General features: G+C 40.4%; 18 protein-coding genes. 12 read left to right on the top strand and 6 right to left on the bottom strand.

What is annotated here, in order from left to right; all coding sequences use genetic code 11:
* Positions 1 to 314: 314 nt before the first annotated feature.
* From OCV39_RS19770 to OCV39_RS19740, 7 genes are all read left to right on the top strand, one after another.
* Positions 315 to 848 carry an RNA methyltransferase gene (locus tag OCV39_RS19770; RefSeq protein WP_017051880.1) on the top strand — a complete coding sequence of 178 codons (534 nt, stop codon included), beginning with the start codon at positions 315 to 317 and terminating at the stop codon, positions 846 to 848.
* Positions 849 to 1,016: 168 nt separating this feature from the next.
* Positions 1,017 to 1,613: a TetR/AcrR family transcriptional regulator gene (locus OCV39_RS19765; protein ID WP_017051879.1), complete on the top strand. Its 597-nt coding sequence runs from the start codon at positions 1,017 to 1,019 to the stop codon at positions 1,611 to 1,613.
* Positions 1,614 to 1,811: 198 nt separating this feature from the next.
* A complete protein-coding gene (locus tag OCV39_RS19760; RefSeq protein ID WP_261889794.1) occupies positions 1,812 to 2,849 on the top strand; it encodes an NADP-dependent oxidoreductase in 1,038 nt (345 codons plus the stop codon).
* A 16-nt stretch (positions 2,850 to 2,865) separates the two neighbouring features.
* Complete coding sequence (locus OCV39_RS19755) at positions 2,866 to 3,483, top strand: glutathione S-transferase family protein (RefSeq protein WP_113797910.1); 618 nt, start codon at positions 2,866 to 2,868, stop codon at positions 3,481 to 3,483.
* 333 nt (positions 3,484 to 3,816) lie between these two features.
* On the top strand, positions 3,817 to 4,473 hold the full coding sequence (locus OCV39_RS19750) for a Qnr family pentapeptide repeat protein (protein ID WP_261889793.1): 657 nt from the start codon (positions 3,817 to 3,819) through the stop codon (positions 4,471 to 4,473).
* 125 nt (positions 4,474 to 4,598) lie between these two features.
* A complete protein-coding gene (locus OCV39_RS19745; RefSeq protein WP_017051875.1) occupies positions 4,599 to 4,943 on the top strand; it encodes a YajD family HNH nuclease in 345 nt (114 codons plus the stop codon).
* A 132-nt stretch (positions 4,944 to 5,075) separates the two neighbouring features.
* Positions 5,076 to 5,423, top strand: coding sequence for a helix-turn-helix domain-containing protein (locus tag OCV39_RS19740; RefSeq protein WP_017051874.1), 348 nt, complete (start codon positions 5,076 to 5,078; stop codon positions 5,421 to 5,423).
* A gap of 163 nt (positions 5,424 to 5,586) precedes the next feature.
* Here the strand turns inward: OCV39_RS19740 and OCV39_RS19735 are convergent, their stop codons facing one another.
* Entirely contained in the window at positions 5,587 to 5,976 is a 390-nt protein-coding gene (locus OCV39_RS19735) for an ASCH domain-containing protein (RefSeq protein WP_017051873.1), read from the bottom strand.
* A 12-nt stretch (positions 5,977 to 5,988) separates the two neighbouring features.
* Entirely contained in the window at positions 5,989 to 6,456 is a 468-nt protein-coding gene (locus tag OCV39_RS19730) for a hypothetical protein (RefSeq protein WP_017051872.1), read from the bottom strand.
* Positions 6,457 to 6,687: 231 nt separating this feature from the next.
* On the opposite strand from OCV39_RS19730, the gene OCV39_RS19725 reads away from it, so the two are divergent.
* On the top strand, positions 6,688 to 8,688 hold the full coding sequence (locus OCV39_RS19725) for a methyl-accepting chemotaxis protein (RefSeq protein WP_261889792.1): 2,001 nt from the start codon (positions 6,688 to 6,690) through the stop codon (positions 8,686 to 8,688).
* 147 nt (positions 8,689 to 8,835) lie between these two features.
* On the opposite strand, the gene emrD is transcribed toward OCV39_RS19725, so the two are convergent.
* Complete coding sequence (gene emrD, locus OCV39_RS19720) at positions 8,836 to 10,041, bottom strand: multidrug efflux MFS transporter EmrD (RefSeq protein WP_261889791.1); 1,206 nt, start codon at positions 10,039 to 10,041, stop codon at positions 8,836 to 8,838.
* Positions 10,042 to 10,540: 499 nt separating this feature from the next.
* On the opposite strand from emrD, the gene OCV39_RS19715 reads away from it, so the two are divergent.
* A complete protein-coding gene (locus OCV39_RS19715; protein ID WP_029203286.1) occupies positions 10,541 to 10,882 on the top strand; it encodes a YggL 50S ribosome-binding family protein in 342 nt (113 codons plus the stop codon).
* A gap of 448 nt (positions 10,883 to 11,330) precedes the next feature.
* Positions 11,331 to 13,400, top strand: a complete 2,070-nt coding sequence (locus OCV39_RS19710; RefSeq protein WP_261889790.1) for an ATP-binding response regulator — start codon at positions 11,331 to 11,333, stop codon at positions 13,398 to 13,400.
* A 46-nt stretch (positions 13,401 to 13,446) separates the two neighbouring features.
* On the opposite strand, the gene cqsA is transcribed toward OCV39_RS19710, so the two are convergent.
* Positions 13,447 to 14,631 carry an alpha-hydroxyketone-type quorum-sensing autoinducer synthase gene (cqsA, locus tag OCV39_RS19705; RefSeq protein ID WP_113797920.1) on the bottom strand — a complete coding sequence of 395 codons (1,185 nt, stop codon included), beginning with the start codon at positions 14,629 to 14,631 and terminating at the stop codon, positions 13,447 to 13,449.
* A gap of 411 nt (positions 14,632 to 15,042) precedes the next feature.
* On the opposite strand from cqsA, the gene OCV39_RS19700 reads away from it, so the two are divergent.
* Positions 15,043 to 15,915 (top strand): NAD(P)-dependent oxidoreductase, encoded by an 873-nt coding sequence (locus tag OCV39_RS19700; protein ID WP_017051866.1) that lies wholly within the window; start codon positions 15,043 to 15,045, stop codon positions 15,913 to 15,915.
* A 184-nt stretch (positions 15,916 to 16,099) separates the two neighbouring features.
* Here the strand turns inward: OCV39_RS19700 and OCV39_RS19695 are convergent, their stop codons facing one another.
* Entirely contained in the window at positions 16,100 to 16,321 is a 222-nt protein-coding gene (locus OCV39_RS19695) for a hypothetical protein (RefSeq protein ID WP_017051865.1), read from the bottom strand.
* Between the two features lie 343 nt (positions 16,322 to 16,664).
* Complete coding sequence (locus OCV39_RS19690) at positions 16,665 to 17,894, bottom strand: DEAD/DEAH box helicase (RefSeq protein WP_261889789.1); 1,230 nt, start codon at positions 17,892 to 17,894, stop codon at positions 16,665 to 16,667.
* A 315-nt stretch (positions 17,895 to 18,209) separates the two neighbouring features.
* Between OCV39_RS19690 and OCV39_RS19685 the strand changes: the two genes are divergently transcribed.
* On the top strand, positions 18,210 to 19,157 hold the full coding sequence (locus OCV39_RS19685; RefSeq protein WP_261889788.1) for a LysR family transcriptional regulator: 948 nt from the start codon (positions 18,210 to 18,212) through the stop codon (positions 19,155 to 19,157).
* The last annotated feature ends 73 nt before the right edge of the window (positions 19,158 to 19,230 follow it).

Below are 19,230 nucleotides of genomic sequence, written 5' to 3'. Positions count from 1 at the left end.
TGTCGGTACCAATTCATCTCTTCTTGAGATAAGTGAGGAAGCTCCGTGCCTCGATTGGACTGGTTATATTTAACTATGACGAACTATAACAAGGGTAAATGTGTGATGAAAGCCCCAATTTTGGGTTAGGAGATAGTTAGCGATTACGCAAACGATTAATTTCTATTTACAAAAATATTATTACCATTTTTGTTGGTGGTTAGCCCATTTGTTTTCCTTTCTCTCTTATCTTTGCTTTGGTAAAATGCCGCGCTTCATACTGTCATGGCGTGCTAATACCCAAGACGAGCGTATTATTCTGAATGAGAACTTCAATGAAAGAGACTCAAGTAACGATTGGGTTGAGCAACCCTAAAAGCCCATCCAATGTTGGGGCAGTAATGCGTGCCGCTGGGTGCTATCAAGTTGATAATGTGCTGTATACAGGCCAACGCTATGCCAAAGCGGCAAAATTCCAAACGGATACCAAAAGTGTCGCGCGTAAAATACCACTCACCGGTGTGGAATCGTTGCTTGATGATCTTGCTGAAGATGTAAAAGTGGTGTGCGTAGAGCTGGCAGAAGGTGCGGTTTCTCTGCCTGAGTTCCAGCATCCAGAGAAAGCTATCTACATATTTGGCCCAGAAGATGGTTCAATCACGCAAGATGTAGCGGATCGCGCAGATCACGTTGTTTATGTCCCAACGGTCGGTTGCATGAACCTCGCGGCAACCGTCAATGTTCTTCTTTATGATCGCCTAGCAAAGTCGGTCAACATAGAGAAAGGGGATGAGTTAATCCGTAAAAGTCGTGATAACCGTAATCATCTTCAAGTGAAACAAAAAACCGAAGCACAAATAGAAGCCTAAACTTTCAATACTGATATTGAGAAGTTTTTGTGTGTAAATGAAATTAAGTCTTTCTATTTATTGATAAATTAATAGAAAGACTTTTTTGTTGGCCAAAGTGAATTATGCGTTTGAACGTATTAAAATAAATCACTAGACGACTGGTCTATTTTGAAATAAGATAATCCCATGAACATACAAACTAAAGATACACGTCAGCACATTATTGATACCGGTTACGAGTTAATCGTAGCAAAAGGTTTTTCAAATGTGGGGCTGTCTCAGCTTTTGAAACATGCTGAGGTACCAAAAGGTTCGTTTTACCATTATTTCAAATCAAAAGAACAATTTGGTGAAGCGTTGATCGCCGACTATTTTTCACTCTATGCAGCACGACTTGATGAGCTTTTTGAAAGCAATGAAGGGCAAGCGTATGATCGGTTGATCAGTTACTGGCAACGCTGGATTGATATCAGTGAAGGGAAGTGTGGTGCTCAGAAATGCTTAGTTGTTAAGCTAAGTGCAGAAGTCTCCGATCTTTCTGATTCCATGCGTGTAGCATTGTTGACGGGTGCTAATCGTATCATTCAGCGTATCGCAGACTGCATTGAACAAGGTAATGCCGATGGCTCAATGAACGTTGAGGATAGCCAGAAGAGTGCAGAGTTACTGTACAATTTGTGGATCGGAACTAGCCTGATGAGCAAACTCTCTCATTCCCTGACAGGATTTGAGCAAGTGATGACGATGACGCAAAATGTGCTCACTGGAAAAATAAAGCTGTAGAGATAGTTTGAACCGAAATAGACATACAAACTGCGTAACATGATAGAACCCCCGTCGATTTGATGACGGGGATTTTTTTGAATAACAACTAGACGACTGGTCTAATTGAGCGGTCGATATCAATTCTAAGTGGACTTAGGTTCAGGAAGCCAAATTTGGCAAAGAACCTAACAAAAAATAAAAATAGGACGTTACCTTATGACTACGCCAAATAATGACAACTCACGTATTGTTTTAGCTTCTCGACCTGTAGGCGCTCCAACACAAAATGATTTCCGCCTTGAAACTGTGGTTAAACCAATCCCACAAGAGGGTGAAATGCTGCTACGCAGTGTCTACCTATCACTAGACCCATACATGCGTGGAAGAATGAGTGCAGCAAAATCTTATGCTGATCCTGTTGAACTGGATGACGTCATGGTTGGCGCGACGGTTTGTCAGGTAGAAGAGTCAAACAACGCTAATTTTCAAGTGGGTGAATGGGTTCTGGCATACACTGGCTGGCAAGATTATGGCGTATCAAATGGTGAAGGTCTGATTAAGTTAGGTCTGAATCCGACCAATCCGTCTTATGCATTGGGTATTATGGGGATGCCGGGATTCACAGCTTACATGGGGCTGTTGGATATTGGTCAACCAAAACAGGGTGACACTCTTGTGGTTGCCGCTGCGACTGGCGCTGTAGGAGCAACGGTTGGACAAATTGGTAAACTAAAAGGCTGCAAAGTCGTTGGTATTGCGGGTGGTGAAGAGAAGTGCAGCTACGCAAAAGAAATCTTAGGTTTTGATGAATGTATCGACCATAAAGCGGACGACTTTGCAGAGCAATTGGCTGCCGCTTGTGATAAAGGCATTGATGTCTACTTTGAAAATGTGGGTGGTAAAGTTTTCGATGCCGTACTTCCACTGCTTAACACTGGCGCGCGAGTTCCGGTTTGTGGCCTGATTTCACAATACAACGCCACCTCATTGCCTGAGGGCCCAGATCGTATGTCTATGCTTATGGGAACATTGTTGGTTAAGCGTATCAGAATGCAAGGTTTCATTATTTTTGATGATTACGCACATCGCTATGATGAATTCGCACAGGATATGATGAAATGGTTGATGGATGGAAAAATCCAGTACCGTGAACATTTAGTTGAAGGTTTAGAAAACGCGCCAGAAGCTTTTATGGGTCTACTTGAAGGTAAGAACTTTGGCAAACTTGTTGTAAAAACAAACGAAGCATTTTAATAAAAAGGATTGATAGATGATTAAATTACACCACCTGAACAAGTCACGCTCAAAACGCATCCTTTGGTTATTAGAAGAGCTAGGTGTGGACTACCAAGTTGTACCTTATCAACGAGATGCGGTCACTTTTCTTGCGCCACCTGAGTTGAAGGTTGTTCATCCACTAGGAAAATCACCTGTCATTGAAGATAACGGTATGGTGATCACTGAGTCAGGTGCAATCACTGAATATCTCATCGAGACTTATGGCGAAGGTAAGTTTGCTCCACAACGTGGTACTCAAGCGTATATCGATTACTCACAGTGGCTCCATTTTGCAGAAAGTTCAGCGATCCTTCCTCTGCTACTTAAGTTGTTTGTAGAGAAAGATGGTTGTGAAACAAACTTCCTTGCTGGTTACGCTGATGTAGAGATTGCGAAAGTGATCGGTTATTTCGAGCAACGTCTTGAGGGTAAAACATACTTAGTAGGTGATTCACTGACAGGCGCGGATATGATGATGTCATTTATTGTGGAAGCGCTTCAAGGACGCAATGCATTAGGTCTTTATCCAAACATTGCTAAGTATGCAGATCTTCTTGCCAGTCATCCTGCCTATAATAAAGCCGATGAAATTGAGATTAAGTACTCATAACATTCATCTAAAATAATAAATTGAGAGCATTTCTTACCCTTTGGTGAGAAGTGCTCTTTTTATATCTGCGGTTAAATTTTAGCCTGTCATGAGAAAGGTTGAGCGTAAATAGAACTCAAATGTCACTAAAAATTAAGCTTTTAGAGCTAAACAAAAAATAATTTTGGAGTTGAGGGTGCGCTTACTTGTAAATACATGGTTTAAAACGCTGTTTTGGCCCCTTAAAATCCAGATTTAGAGCTTTTTAACTTGTTGTTTTTACAATGATTTAATTGGTGGTTTTTTGCTGCTTCCGGATGGTAGTCTTTGTGCATTCGTTAAAGGGAACCTGAAATGCTAGAAACCAATAAAACATTTGTTAAACACGACTTTTCACATCAGGATTTACGAGATGCTCAATTTGAAGGGTGTAATTTTTATGACTGTAATTTTTCCCGTTCAGATTTAAGAGACGCACAATTTATTGATTGCAGGTTTATCGAGCAAGGTGCCGTGGATGGTTGTCGTTTTGATTATGCCGATCTGCGTGATGCCAGTTTTAAACAGTGTCAGTTAGCGATGGGCTACTTTGTTGGGGCAAACTGCTTCGGAATTGAACTAAGAGGGTGCGATCTGAAAGGGGCAAACTTCTTAAAAGCCAGTTTTGCGAATCGAGTGAGCCATCAAGTCTATTTTTGTTCTGCTTATATTACGGGTTGTAATTTATCGTATGTTAATTTTGAACAGCAGTGTCTTGAAAAATGTGACCTATTTGAGAATCGTTGGACAGGGGCAAATCTACAAGGGGCCTCTTTTAAAGGATCAGATTTAAGCCGAAGTGAGTTTTCCGAAGAGTGCTGGGGGCAATTTTCAATGCAGAATTGCGATTTGACCCACACAGAACTCTATGGGTTGAACATAAGAAGGGTCGATTTAAGTGGTGTTAAAATCTGCGATTGGCAACAAGAACAGTTGCTAGAGCCTCTTGGCGTGGTCGTTTTACCCAGCTAGAAAGATGAAATATAGAATAAATGTCGAGATGATGCCCTTTTGTGATCTGAGAGGCTCTGAACGCGGATTAAGCTTATGGTAATATTATGGATGTGAGCTTAAAAACTTAATTATTAAGGTATCAGATGTCGTCAGATCATAATGGCTCAAGTGCGGCCTATGCACGTAAAGAGAGTGCATATCGAGATAAAGCACTAAAATTGTATCCTTGGGTTTGTGGTAATTGCGCGCGTGAATTTGTCTATTCAAATCTTCGAGAGTTGACTGTGCATCATAAAGATCACGATCATACTAACAACCCAGAAGATGGCAGTAACTGGGAACTCTTGTGCCTGTATTGTCATGATCATGAGCACAGTAAATATACCGACCATGATCGTTATGGAGCGGAAGCAACGGCGAAATTGGATGATCATCAGAATGCAACGCACAATCCATTTGCTGACTTAGCAAAGATGATGAAAAAATAAAGCGATTAAATAAACGGGATCCATAGATCCCGTTTATCATTTAACAGACACCGACATTAAAATTACCTATATCTGACATAACACACCTCTCACTTGGGGAGAATTTCTGCATCTCGCATGTAGGAAATCATTATGGAATTCATAGAAGAAGATCGAGTCGCACTGTATGACACTTGGATGTCTCAAAAAGCTAAAATGCATATCACGCAGATGGCGATGGCAAAAAAATTAGGACTCTCTCAAATTGAGTTTTCACAGTTAATTCGTGGTGGATCTCAGTTAACTATGGGGTTCGTGACTCAATTTTGCCGTTTAATGCGGGTGGAGCCAACACAGATTTTACCTAGCTTGATAAAAGGTGGGTTAGGTGAAAAACAAATTGTTTACTTGCGTAATACGATATCGGTAGATGGCACTATTCAAAATGTTTATGTTGAAGGCAATCAGGTGATAGTGGAATATAGCCACTTAGTTGAGTAGACGCATTAAGCCGTTGTTTTTAAAATAAAGGCTTGGTGGGTTGGCTGGAATTGATTGATTTGAATGATCGCCAATGTCAATTTGAGAGGAATTAACATTGGCATCGTTGGTAAGGCTATCTGAACTCACTCGAACTGGTTTAACAGTTTAGCAGTTTAGCGATTTAGCAGCTTGGCTCAATCTCAATAGCAAAAATACCGTGGATAGGGATCATCTCTTTGTATTCATGGAAACTATTCAGTAATACGATACCTTCTTCCTTGGTATCACATAGAGTGGATAGCACTTCCATGCCTTCGCCATCTAACAATGCGCCTGCATCAGGGTAACAGCGAACGGCTTTCACTGTGACAGAAAGAGCATCCGGCTCAATAACGTCTAGTCCTATAAATGGAGGGCCAGAAATAATTTGAAATTGAATACGGTCGCCCGCCTTTAACTTATCGTATTGAATCGATTCATAGCTGTTATTCGTACGAATTTCGACTTTTTTGCTTCCCGCAACAATTGCTTCTAACGGTTTACGATAAATTTCTAATTTGTAATCTGACATATGGTCTTTACCTTAAATATCGGTGTCATCGCAAGGACGGGGTTCATTAAGCTCTGCGTAGTAATGCAACAGTTCAGTTAACTCTTTAACCCAGCCCAAAGCATCACTTGGTGCTGTTTTTAGAATACTTTCGACTTTAGAACAGTGTGTCTCAAGCGATATCGCTTCTTCCAAGTGAAAAGAGATGGCATAAAAATGCCACAGCACTAAGCGAGTCATACGTTGGCTATTTTGCTTCGCATTGTCCGAATCATCGAATGCCTGTTGGATTTCACTGAGTGCAATTGCCGTCATTCTTAGCCTTGCATCAAGTTGAGCAGACATCATTCGCTCTTCACTGCTCACTTCTTCTTGCTCAAATGTGAACAACTCTGTCATGACGTCTTCTGGAACCATTCGACTAATCATACGCACGCCAAATTCTTCTAACTCGTGGCGTGGCATCGTCATTAAACATTGAAGCGCGTAATCTCGGACCATTTTTATCTCAAATTTTAAATAAAGGAGGGCGGGTATTTTATGCTTTATGGCGTGTTTTTCCACGTTAGTTTTAAAATTGCAGCAAAAAGGGCGCATTAAAACAAAAAATATGTGAGCTAACCTAGCAGTCTTGAAGAAATCAATAGCAAGACAATTAAACTTGTCAATCGATAGTTAAAAAATTGTTGTTTAATGTTATATTGTCTCAAATTTGAAAATAGGAGCTCAAGGATGAAGCTTTCGATATCCAGTAAGTTGCAACTCAGTTTTTTGCTACTTGTCGTACTTTTTATCGCATCCGCTAGTTTTACATATCGAAGTGTATCTGTAGTCGAAAAGAATACACAGTCGTTGTTACTATCTGATTTGCCGACAGTCGATACCAGCCGCGCCATTGGTCAATCGATACAAGCCTCTTTATCAACGGTACGTGCTTACATGCTATTAGGCAGCGATGAAGCGACGGGATTAGATCAATTAAATCAGCTTGATAACATCATACTTCAAACGGACGAAGCGCTTCCTACGCTAGAGCTACTGCTCGCTTCCGATCAATACTCAAAGATTTTACAACAGTGGCAAGATCTAAAACTGGCGATGACCGACATCACCGAACTCAGTCATAGTGAAGAGAACCTCCCTGCCCACAGCCTGTTTATCTATGAAGCGGCACCGATAGCGGAAGTGGCGCTTGATCAATTGCAAGGTCTAATTAATGACGAATCGTCGAATAAAGAGGGCGGCGATCGTAAGCGATTATTCAAACTGTATGCTGATAGCTATACATCGCTGGCGAATGCTTTGGCGTCGATGAGAGATTTTCTTTTGTACGGCCATCAAGACTATTTAGACAAGTACTTCGATTTCATTAAAGCGCATAACAAATCCGTTGCCGAAATTGAATCCAAAGCGTTCTTATTATCCGATAGTGATCAGAGCTTGTGGTCGCTGTTTAACGAAATGCAGCAGTTGTATTTCCCTCTGGCCGATCAAGTTATTACGCTGCGTAAAGGCTCTGATTGGAATAAAGCCAATGCGTTAATGGCGAATAAAGTTATTCCATACGCATCCCAACTGAATCAAAGTTTAGAGCAAGTGGTTCGCGCTCAACAGCAACAAGCTGATCATAGCGGTCGGGGCATTCAAAATAATGTTCAGCAGGTGATTACATTACTGATTGCTGCTGCGATCTTTGTATGTATTGTTGCTGTCGTCATTGCCCGTTATTTAGGGAAAAGCATTGGATTACGTGTGGCAGAAGTGTCGCATCGAGCTCAATTAATTGCAGAAGGTGACGTTTCGCAACCTGCACTGGTGGTTTCAGGACAGGATGAGTTGGCAAGTTTAACGGTCGCCATAAACCAAATGAATGATTCATTGAGGGATATCGTCCAAGGTGTCACGGAAAAAGCTGAGCAAGTAGAAGGCAGTATGGCTGATCTTTCTGACTGCAATGAGAAGACTTTAAACCAAGTGGCTCAGCAGAAAGCCAATATCGATCAGATGGGGCATGAAATTCAAGAAGTGTCAGTTTCAGCAAATAATACCGCTCACCTTGCCCAGCAGTCAGTGAGCTCTTTGACTGCATCTAAACAAGAGCTGTCCCAAGGGGCTTCCGCTCTTGAGCAGAACAGAAATACTATGAATCAGTTGCATCATACTATAGATAACGCGAGTGGCTTGGTGCATGAACTAAGTAAAGAGAGTGAAGCTATTGGTCGAGTGACCGAAGTGATTGAAGGGCTTGCGGAACAGACCAATTTATTGGCGCTAAATGCAGCGATAGAGGCGGCGCGAGCGGGAGAGCAAGGCCGAGGTTTCGCGGTGGTGGCCGATGAAGTTCGTTTACTTGCAACTCGCACCACAGAATCGACAACCGAAATTAATAGCATAGTGCATGCAATTCAATCGTCGACAACCTCAGTTGTTCGAGAAATTGAACAGAGTCAAGGGTTGGCAAGAGAAGGAGCAGAGCATACATCGGATGCGGTTTCACGCTTAGAAAGCACCACGAATCAGATTGAAGATTTAAATGCTCAGATGATGGATCTTGCGGCCGCAGCCGAACAGCAGTCTAGCGTTACCCAAGCGATCACTAATTTAGTGCAAGGGGTAACAGAATCGGTAGATGGTGTTTCACAAATCAGCTTGGATTCAAATGCGACAAGTGAGAGGGTGAAAGAGCGAGTGATCGAACTGAATAGTGAGATGGCGAAATTCAAGCTGAACTAACTTATTGCAAGCTGAACTAACATATTGATAGAGGATATAAAAAGCCTTTCCACTCTTAAGTCGTGCTTACAAGAAAGAGCTTAAGAAGGCTTTTTACTGCTAACTATTCACTAATAGCCTTTGTTCTATGACAAAGGCTGTTTAAAACTATACCGCCATTGGAAGGTTGTCTGCTGGTGGCGAGTTACGGTAAACACGTTTAAGTCCAACAACAACAAGCAGCGACATCGCTAACATTATTCCGCCTACTGGAAGTTGATCTGTGGTTGGCAACATAGAAGCCACCATTGTTGCAAGACCTGCGCCTAGATTCTGCATTCCACCTAATGTTGCACCTGCTGTGCCTGCGTGACGAGGGAAAGGAGAAACCGCCCCTGTCGTCGCAGCTGGAAATAGAATGCCAGCACCAAGAAAGTAAACCGTCGCACCACCCACAAGAGATACCGCATTGGTATACCCAAATAGGCCAGGAATAAGAACAATCAATGCGCCAATAATAATGGCATACAGTCCGACAACTAACGATGTTTTTTCCGACCACTTCATTGTTAGCATGCTCGATAAACCAGCACCCGCAAGGTAGCCCGGAATTGGCATGATGAACAATAAACTCACAATCGTTGCTGGTAAGCCCAAAGTACCTGCCAATAACACACCTGCTGCCGCTTCAAATACAGCGACACCTGCAAATGTAGCCACTAGGCACAGTAGAAAACCTTGGAAACGACGATCTGATAACACAAATTTATAGCTTTCTGTTACTGGCTCAGCGTGGCGTTTTGTTTTTGGCAGTGTCTCTTTCATACTCGTCATCATGGTGATCACTACTGCGAAGCCAAATAAAACCAAGAATAAGTAGCTCGTTCTCCATCCAAACATTTCAGTTAAGAAGCCTCCAAGCAATGGTGCCATCAGAGGAGAAAACATCACACACATGCTGATCAGGCTGTTAGCTTTATGTAGTTCTTTACCTTCAAAGCAATCACGAGTCAGTACGCGAGACATTGCGCCGCCACTGCCAATGCCTGCACCTTGAACAAAGCTACCAAATAAAAATAGCGAGTAGTCTTGAGCAAACAATGTAATAAGCGTGCCAATAATGTAGATCGCTAAACCTGAAACGATAATCGGTTTACGCCCTAGACGATCAGAAAGAGGGCCGTAAATGAACTGCGATAATCCATAAGGGATCAGGTAGCAAGCCATTACCGCTTGCAATGATGCCGGAGTAACTAAGAAATCTTTTGCCATGTGACCAATCGACGGTACATACATGGTTTGCGTCATTTGTCCTACTGCCGTAAGAATCGCGATAAGAAATGTAAGTCGCACTAAAGGGAAAGACGCAGACATAAGTTAATCTCCAACAAAATAATGAAAAGAAAGTAGAGCAAATGAATGAGTTTGACTTAAATAATCTAACACTTCATGAATTGGTTGCTCTGCGAAGGCGCGAGATATTAAGGCTAGTTAGAGATATAGGCAATTAAAAAATGTGACATGGCGCACTATATAATTCTATGCTTCGGATTAGAAAAATTAATCATTAAGGTTTCGTAATTGTTGGGCTCTAACGGTTGAATGTTGTATGTGGTTAACGATGTGGAATTAATGAAGAGTAGGGCGGATATTTATGCGTTTTGAAGTGAAAGAGGTATAAGAATGAGAGATAAAACTTAGGTCATTGATGTATTGATTATGTTGCTAATGTTCCTTGCGACATATAACGACTAATATAGAGAAACTGCCGTTAAATTAACCGTAAAAGGGCATGCATTCAGCTTCTACTTTTCATGGATTTCATAACCGTGTATAAAGGGAAAAGACAACAACTAATAGTGAAGATGAAATGATGAAATTAGATAAGCTGGATAACAAAAACAGACGTATTAGAAAGAAACTTTACCTAGGTGAATTTGCTATTCTTGGTTTTGACGTCAGCTGTAAGACATCAATTACTGATTTTGATAGCTATGACAAATTTGTAGATGAGTTCATTGATTACATTGATGGCATCAACCTTTGCTTTGGTGGCGGCGGTTTGGAGTTGTTCGAAGGCTTCCTATGCTCAACTGAGCGTTACAAATCAGTAACTGAAGAAGAGCAAGCGCAAGTTATCGCATGGCTAGAAGCTCGTGAAGAAGTGAAAGAAGCGGTTGCAGGCCCACTAGTGGATGCAAACTACTTCTTCTAGTTTGATCTGTTGATAACCAAAACGGTCACTGTAATAAAGAAAACGATGAAAGCCGCTTAAATTGAGCGGCTTTTTTATGCCTAAATGTGCTTGATGAGTAAATGCACTAACAACATTCATTCGTTATACGTTCGTTTTTGCTTAATACATTTAAGAACATGTGATTAATACGTGTTATTCGCTTAAGGCGGACTGCTAAGTTTAATGCTTTCCTAGGTTTGTATTTTTAATATTATCAATAATTCGAATCTATGCGATCCATATGGAAATATTTAGCCTTATAATCTATTTCCTCTATTTCCTCTATTTCCATAAGGATAATGGTTAAACTAAAATTCATATCACATAAGTTTCACAATCTGATACAGCAGAGATATTATTAACTATAATAAATATGATATTTTATTGCGTAACCTTTGAATGGTATTTTGTTGATAACGGACGTCATGTGAAGCAAAACTTTAGGGATCGAGCAGAAAAAATATATCAGTACGCAGAACCAAATTTGATGATCGTTGGTTGGATGGGCGCAATTGGATATCCAGCATACTATTTCGTATGGAAATTCCTTTTCCCTCAAGATTATGAAAGTTTGCCTATGCGGCTTATGTGTAGTGTTTTTTATTCTATTCTATTAGTTCGCCACGCATTTCCGCAAAGGTTTCGCCATTTATTACCCTACTTTTTCTTATTCTCCGTGGGGTTTGGTTTACCATTTTTCTTTTTCTATATGCTATTAATGAATGGCTGGTCAACGATCTGGGCGATGTCTTTCATGGCGGCGAGTTTCTTACACATTCTTCTTGTGTTTGATACTAAAGTCATCATCGGACAATCGATTCTTAGTGTTGCCTTCGCCTATGCGCTAGCGTGGTTCAATAGTGGATACACATTAGAAGTATGGGTGAACTGGGCATATACCCCTATCATATTGTTTACCTATGTATTTGGTAATTTGTGTTACTTCCGAAACCAGAATGAACATGAAAGCAAAGTATCGCTCGCAAAATCGTTTGGCGCTGGTATTGCACATGAAATGCGCAACCCAATCAGTGCGATGCTTTCATCTATAGAGTTAATTCGTGGGCATTTGCCAGCATCACCTTTAGGCTCAAAAGATGATCGCACTATATCTCCTCAGCAGTTACGCCACCTGAATGAAATGCTAGATGATGCCCAGCAGATCGTCGTCGCGGGGAATGAAACAATCGATTTGCTCCTGACTTCAATTGATGAGAATCAAATCTCTAATAATACCTTCCAGAAATACAATGTGTATGACGTCGCTGAAGAAGCGGTTAGTCAGTTTAGCTATAAAGCGAAGCCGGATAGAGAATCTGTACAGATTGAAGGGGATAAACACTGTGATTTCTTTGGTAGTGATGTGCTGTTTAAGTATGTCATTTACAATCTGCTAAAAAATGCTTTTTCACATCGTCGCCAAACGGATGCAGCCATTGTAATTAAGATCATACAGTCAAATAACACGACAATCATTAAAGTTCGAGATAATGGTATTGGGATTTCTGATGAGCAGTTGAAGCTCATTTTTGATGACTTTTACACCTCGGGTAAGAAAGGGAATTACGGGCTGGGTTTGCCATTTTGTAAAAAAGTACTGAAAGCCTTCTCTGGCAGCATCAAATGCAAATCAAAGCTTGGCCATTGGACTGAATTTAGATTAACGATTCCGTCTTATTCGTCTAGCCAAAGTATTAGCTTTAGGAACCAAGTTCTGGCAACGAAGAAAATTCTATTTATCACGGGAGTTGAACTCCATCCGTCACGTGAAGTCATGAGTGTTCTTAATGATTGTTCATTATATTATGGTTTCAGTTTAGAAATGTTGAATGCAGAACAGGCTTTGGTTAAAGAGGAGTATCAGTTTGAGTACGACTTGATCTTAATCGATGGGCGAATGGTGGAGCACTCATCTGTCGCTTGGTCTACGCTTGAATCGCGCTTACACTTTACAGAAGCTAAACTGGCCATGTTTGCTTCACCTGGAGTATCAAAGCGGCTGCAATGTGATAAAAACTTGTGGATTGAATGTGTTAATCAGATTGAATTTCAAAAGTATCCTACAAAAGTTTTGTCTGAATTGTTATTTGAACAGAAAATGATAGGGCAACCAGATGTTGCTAAAGAGAAAAGGAAAATTGATGCTCAAATCATGTTAGTTGATGATAACGCTTCTGTGCGTTCACTCACCACCTTAATACTTGAGCAACAAGGTTTTAGTGTAATTCAGGCTGAGAATGGAAAACAAGCGTTAGATCTATTGAGTAAAAACCAGATCCAATTAATCTTAATGGATGCGGAAATGCCTGTGATGGATGGCATAGAAGCGACAGAAAGAGTGCGGTTGTTAGGCTATACTGATTTACCAATTATTGGTTTCAGTGCAGATGCGAGTACAACAATGATTGGAAATATGCTCGATGCAGGTATGAATGACTATGTGAGCAAGCCAGTAAAAAAAGATATATTGATTAATAAACTCATTGATTGGATTTAAATATAGGTCTTAAATTCAAATTTAAGACCTATTTAATTGGTGTGGCTTAATCTAAGAAATACAGCTCATCATTATTTATAGCCATATCACAGACGTGTATGATTTTATTTATATCGTGTTCATTAAGCTTTGAATGTAAAGAAAAACGGAAGTTATTTTTACTTTTTAATGTGGCAGGTGAGCAAAATACGGACCCTATGACACCATTGTTATAGAAAAAATCACGAACTTTTTCTGTATTCACTTCATCTCCTGTTTCTAAGCTAATAATTTGTGTTTCACTACCAATATTAAATCCTAATGATCTGAGAGCGTTTCTTAATTTCTCCGACATTGAAAACAAGTTAGCTCTTTGAACATCACTTTCGATAATGATGTCCAATGTAGCGTCTAACCTATCAAGTTCATGAGGTAAAAGCGCAGAGCTGAAAATTGCAGGGTTAGAAATAAAAGGCAGACATTGTGCCAGTTTGCCGTGAGATAGAACCGCACCAGCACGATAAGCGAAAGTTTTCGCTAAACTGACAGTGATAAAATCAACTTTATGGCTTAGGTTAAGCGAATGGACTAAACCTCTACCGCTTTGGCCGATAACACCAAGTGAATGAGATTCATCGACCACAATCGCGCACTCAAACTCTTCCGCTATCTCTACTATTTCTTGCAGTGGCGTTACGCTTCCACGAATGCTGTAAATTGAATCTACGAGGATGATCCCTGGGCCGTGGCGTTTCACCAACTTCTTTAAGTGGCGGACACTGTTATGAATAAATGGATAGATATCAGCGCCAGCAATTCTTGCCCCTTCCCAGAGTGACATATGAGCAAAAAAGTCGATATAAACCTTTGTATCCTGTTCACAGATGGTTTGCAGCAGGCCGATATTGGCATCCCAACCTGACTGGCAGATATTACAATCTGCGAACCCAACATATTTTGCAAGGTTAGATTGGAATGAAGGAATATCACTTTCATTTTGAAGAAATACACCAGACATAACAACACTTTCGTTATGTTCTTGTATTGCAGTAATGTGCTTATCTTTGAGCTTTTGATTACCAGATAAAGATAAGTAGTCATTACTTTGAAGAAAAATGGAGTCGATATCAGGTATATTACCCAGAACGAGATGTTTTCCATTGACCCGTGGTTTAATATTGTCAGACAAATAACGGTCTAATTTGTTTTCTATTTTTGTTGGTAGTGGCTTAACACTATTAGGCTTTTGCATAATCTATACTCTATGTTTTATTGAATTAAATGCAGTGCCAGCTGACCAATATAGATTGCAATAATGATTATTACATATCACGTCTTATTAATTAAATTCATTAAACTAATTGCAAAATTAAATATTGCGTATTTAAATTCTTATGTTCGGTTTGTACTCCTTGGGGTCTAAATTATTCATTTATGCAGGGTTTTTTACAATATTTATCATGTTATTTCTCTTTTAATAGCAATGATTTATACCAGTGTTATTTCATTTATGTGTGATAAATATAATTAGTGAACTTCTTTAATAAATTAAACATAGTAGAGATGTAAGTAATATTTGTCTTAGAGCCCGTTGATATGTTCAGCCAAAGCCATTAACCTGATAGACCTTATGTAAGAATAATAAAATGATAGGAGAAAGTGCATGGGAACCAAAAAGGTCGCTTTTATTGGCTTAGGGGTTATGGGCTATCCAATGGCGGGACATTTGAAACTCGCAGGGCATGACGTTACCGTCTTTAATCGTTCAACAGAAAAAGCACAATCATGGGTGGAGCAATATTCTGGTGATTATCAGAGTTCACCGAAATTGGCAGCGGAAGGTTGTGATATTGCGTTTGTTTGTGTCGGCAACGATGATGATGTAAGAAGTGTTATGTATGGTGAACATGGCGTGATTGCAGGCTTGAAACCTGGTGCAGTTATCGTAGATCACACGACTACTTCGGCTGATCTTGCTATTGAGCTAGCAAAAGCATGTGCAGAACAAGGGCTTCGTTTTGTTGACGCTCCGGTCTCTGGTGGACAGGCTGGTGCAGAAAATGGCGCACTTACAATTATGTGTGGTGGTGAGCCAACTATCTATGAGTCTGTTTCACCAGTAATGGATGCTTACGCAAAACAGTCAGTATTACTTGGCGAAAACGGCCAAGGGCAGCGTTGTAAAATGGTAAACCAAATCTGTATCGCTGGTGTGCTGCAAGGGTTAAGTGAAGCGATCCTGTTAGCAAAGGAAGCTAACTTAGATATTGAACAAGTTACAGATGTATTAAAACATGGTGCAGCTGGATCTTGGCAGATGGAAAATCGTGCTGTGACAATGGCGCAAGACAGCTTTGACTTTGGTTTTGCGATAGACTGGATGAGAAAAGATCTTTCTATTTGCTTAGATGAGGCGAAGCGTCACGAGCTAGATTTACCACTGACAAAAACGGTAGATGCTCAATATGAAGCGTTGCAGAAGATGGGACTTGGTCGGATGGATACGTCGGTATTGATAAAATCACTGACACAATGATCAGTAGCAAATACCTAAAACATTGATGAGCCTAAAACATTGATGAGATAGACAGATTAGTTGATGCACTCTTTTATTGCTTTAAGCCAATGTTCAATTGGTTTGATTCCGATACGGTGAGTAAAAGTTTGCATCAACATCGTGACTAATAGCGCGTTGCTACACTATGGTCATGTCCCTACTATTATTTTTGCCCCCATACATTACTTACCCAGCCGCCAACATGTTCGTCATAGTGATTGCCGCTAAACTCTTGCCGATGTTCAACCATATGGTTTGAATTGGGCCGAGACTCGAGAATGTGTGAAATGTGTTTCGCCATCGGATCGTTTGGACAAGCTGCTTGGTTTCTGAGTGCAACCTCTTTGATGATTTGTAATCGATAAGATGGATTCATCCTTTTCATTTTACTCTACTCCTTGGTTGGTAATTTACTAAATTTAGAACTGCGAAGTCGTTTCGTCAAATTAGTAGTTGGAAATAAAATGAAGGTGTATTTAGGTGTTTAATAAATTAAGTAGATAAAACAATCCGTTATACTTTTAGTTATACTTTTAGTTATATTTTTTATTATGTTAGTTTATTTAGCTTAAACATAAGCCCCTGTTTTATAGGGAATAAATAATTTATAAAAAACTAGGCATTATTAAGAGTGAGAGGTGTGTTGCTAGAAGTTTTAGGAGGATATTGATGGTAATTCATGTGCTTCAAAAAAGAGAAGGGCAGACGTATTATCTGCCCAACTAGGTTTAACGTCGACGCTTATTTGGTCTAGGTGCCGAATCGTTATTCTCTGTATTACGCTTATGCTTGGGAACATAATTTAATATTGAAATTGGTAGCTCTTTGCTTGGGACAAACCCTTCAATTTCTTTACGAGTGATTAAATGCCCTAAACGACTTTCAATCATACAAAGATTCTTGAAGTTATCTCTGGAAACTAAAGAGATCGCTTCACCTACAGCACTTGCACGACCCGTTCGGCCAATACGGTGGATGTAGTCATCAGCCGGATAAGGAAGATCATAGTTTACCACTCGGCTGAGGTTATCAATGTCGATACCACGAGCAGCCACGCCGGTCGCAACAAGGAACTTCACTTTGCCCGCTTTAAATTGTTCTAACACTTGTGCTCGCACTTGTTGGCTTCGGCCACTATGAATCGCTTCTGCTTTAATCCCACGCTTTTCAAGTTGGCTGACAAGTTTGGCTGCTCCATGCTTAGTCTCGATAAAGATAAGAGCTTGGTCCCATTCACCATCGGTAATTAAATGGCTGAGAAGTGCTGATTTCTTATCTTTGTCTACCGCGACTAGCCATTGACTGATGTTGGATTTTGAAGCGCTATGCTTAGCAATAGAAATCTCTTCAGCATCATTAATAGCCGATTTAGCAAGATCTCTTACAGGATTCGATAAGGTAGCTGAGAACAGTAAATTTTGGATATCTTGTGGTAAACGAGCGATGATTTTATTGATATCTTCAATAAAACCCATATCCAACATGCGATCTGCTTCATCAAGAACCAGAGTTTCTACTTCATCAAAATGAACCGCGCGCTGACCATAAAGATCGATCAAACGGCCTGGTGTTGAAACCAGAATATCGACACCTTCGATAAGACGCTGTTTCTGAGGTGCGTAGTCCACTCCGCCATACATCGCCATCGATTTAATATCTAAGTATTTACCGTACTCTTCGATATTTTTGCTAATCTGAATCGCTAATTCGCGAGTTGGGGTAAGAATAAGCGCTCGAATGCGTTTTGCTCTTACAGGTCCACGGTTACTTAGCATTTCAAGTAATGGCAATACAAAGCTCGCCGTCTTACCCGTACCCGTTTGGGCTGCTGCAATCAGGTTTTTTCCTGTTAGTACCGTTGGTATCGCTTTTTCTTGAATTGGCGTTGGGGTTTTATAGCCTAGTTCAGCTACTGCTTTTAAAATCGGATCGCTTAATCCAAGTTTGGAGAATGGCATTGTGAGTCTCAATAAATGGTGATTCAATAAATAGACGTTTAACTGCGGTGAGTGCTTATTGTTAAATTATCGTTTAACAATAAGCACTGCTTGTCTACAGTTATCGCCGAAATTGGCGGCATTCTAGCATGAAGAAGCATAGGCCGCTCAAAAAAAGCATGCGGTGAAATGGAATGGTTAACGAGTTCGACCATTACGCTCAATAATTTGTTCGAGTGTTGAATGTAAAATTGTTCTATATGGATATAAGAGATTGAAAAATAGAAATTTCTTTATACAATCAACAATGAAATTACGAATAGGATGTGCTTTCTAGTGAAGAACTTTGATGTGAATTTATTACGAGTATTAGCGGTACTACTAGAAGAGCGAAGTGTAACCGCTGCCGCTGCACGACTGTACCTTAGTCAGTCTGCGGTCAGTAAGCAGTTAGCAAAGCTAAGAGAAACCTTTAATGATCCCCTGTTTGAGCGGGTTGCTAAAGGTTTGCATCCCACACCGAAAGCATTAGCACTGCAACCCAGTATTCATGAAATTTTACGTCGTATTGATCAGCTTGCTATTCCAACTGAGTTTGAACCTGAAAAAAGCCAGCGAACTTTCAATTTTGATTTAGTTGAAAGTGCTTATGCCGCAACCTATTCCCGTTTTATGCCGAGTCTTCTTAAGCAAGCCCCAGGGATCAGCATTAATAGCCGAACTTGGAGTGACGAGAGTTTACATCGCTTATTGAGGTGCGAAATTGATTTTGCCATTGGAATTTACGAGTGGGATGAGCGCGCAAAATCTCACTACATGACGATTCCAGATGAACTTCGCTATGTTGAACTTGCTCGTGACTATTCTGTTTGTTTGATGCGAAAGGGGCATCCTGCACTAAATGAAGAGTGGAATATAGAAACGTTTTTGAAATATAGGCATTTAGAAGTGACTATCGGTGGTGTCAGTGGATGGCTGCTTAAAGAGGTGCTCGATCTTGAACGCAAGAAGCTAGATAGTGCGGTGAATGTGTCTGATCTTCAAAGCGCCATTGCTTTGTGTGAACAGAGTGATCTTTTGATGTGCTATCCGGCGTCTGCTGTGAAGATGTTAATCAAAAATAATAGTCTGGTGGCAAAACCTTTGCCGGTTCAATTAGAGCCGGGTGGTTATTCGCTGTTATGGCATCGACATTTTGATAATGATCCTAGCCACAAATGGCTACGTGAATTAATTATCGATTTGGCATCTGGTGATATTTCGTCATCAGATTGGGGGTTTTGATTCGATCAACGTCAGGCACAATAGAGCTTATTAAATATACAAATGGCCCTGAATTAGGGCCATTTGTATTTTG

The organism is Vibrio cortegadensis, from assembly GCF_024347395.1.
GTDB classification, from domain to species: Bacteria; Pseudomonadota; Gammaproteobacteria; order Enterobacterales; family Vibrionaceae; genus Vibrio; species Vibrio cortegadensis.
This window is presented reverse-complemented; position numbering and strand designations above follow the sequence as displayed.

What these genes read in the sequence shown, in the direction of transcription:
- OCV39_RS19725 (WP_261889792.1), top strand. Translation starts at nt 6,688, where the DNA reads ATGAAGCTTTCGATATCCAGTAAGTTGCAACTCAGTTTTTTGCTACTT.
- OCV39_RS19715 (WP_029203286.1), top strand. Translation starts at nt 10,541, where the DNA reads ATGAAATTAGATAAGCTGGATAACAAAAACAGACGTATTAGAAAGAAA.
- OCV39_RS19700 (WP_017051866.1), top strand. Translation starts at nt 15,043, where the DNA reads ATGGGAACCAAAAAGGTCGCTTTTATTGGCTTAGGGGTTATGGGCTAT.
- OCV39_RS19730 (WP_017051872.1), bottom strand. Translation starts at nt 6,456, where the DNA reads ATGGTCCGAGATTACGCGCTTCAATGTTTAATGACGATGCCACGCCAC.
- OCV39_RS19755 (WP_113797910.1), top strand. Translation starts at nt 2,866, where the DNA reads ATGATTAAATTACACCACCTGAACAAGTCACGCTCAAAACGCATCCTT.
- OCV39_RS19740 (WP_017051874.1), top strand. Translation starts at nt 5,076, where the DNA reads ATGGAATTCATAGAAGAAGATCGAGTCGCACTGTATGACACTTGGATG.
- OCV39_RS19745 (WP_017051875.1), top strand. Translation starts at nt 4,599, where the DNA reads ATGTCGTCAGATCATAATGGCTCAAGTGCGGCCTATGCACGTAAAGAG.
- OCV39_RS19735 (WP_017051873.1), bottom strand. Translation starts at nt 5,976, where the DNA reads ATGTCAGATTACAAATTAGAAATTTATCGTAAACCGTTAGAAGCAATT.
- OCV39_RS19695 (WP_017051865.1), bottom strand. Translation starts at nt 16,321, where the DNA reads ATGAAAAGGATGAATCCATCTTATCGATTACAAATCATCAAAGAGGTT.
- OCV39_RS19760 (WP_261889794.1), top strand. Translation starts at nt 1,812, where the DNA reads ATGACTACGCCAAATAATGACAACTCACGTATTGTTTTAGCTTCTCGA.
- emrD (WP_261889791.1), bottom strand. Translation starts at nt 10,041, where the DNA reads ATGTCTGCGTCTTTCCCTTTAGTGCGACTTACATTTCTTATCGCGATT.
- OCV39_RS19750 (WP_261889793.1), top strand. Translation starts at nt 3,817, where the DNA reads ATGCTAGAAACCAATAAAACATTTGTTAAACACGACTTTTCACATCAG.
- cqsA (WP_113797920.1), bottom strand. Translation starts at nt 14,631, where the DNA reads ATGCAAAAGCCTAATAGTGTTAAGCCACTACCAACAAAAATAGAAAAC.
- OCV39_RS19770 (WP_017051880.1), top strand. Translation starts at nt 315, where the DNA reads ATGAAAGAGACTCAAGTAACGATTGGGTTGAGCAACCCTAAAAGCCCA.
- OCV39_RS19690 (WP_261889789.1), bottom strand. Translation starts at nt 17,894, where the DNA reads ATGCCATTCTCCAAACTTGGATTAAGCGATCCGATTTTAAAAGCAGTA.
- OCV39_RS19765 (WP_017051879.1), top strand. Translation starts at nt 1,017, where the DNA reads ATGAACATACAAACTAAAGATACACGTCAGCACATTATTGATACCGGT.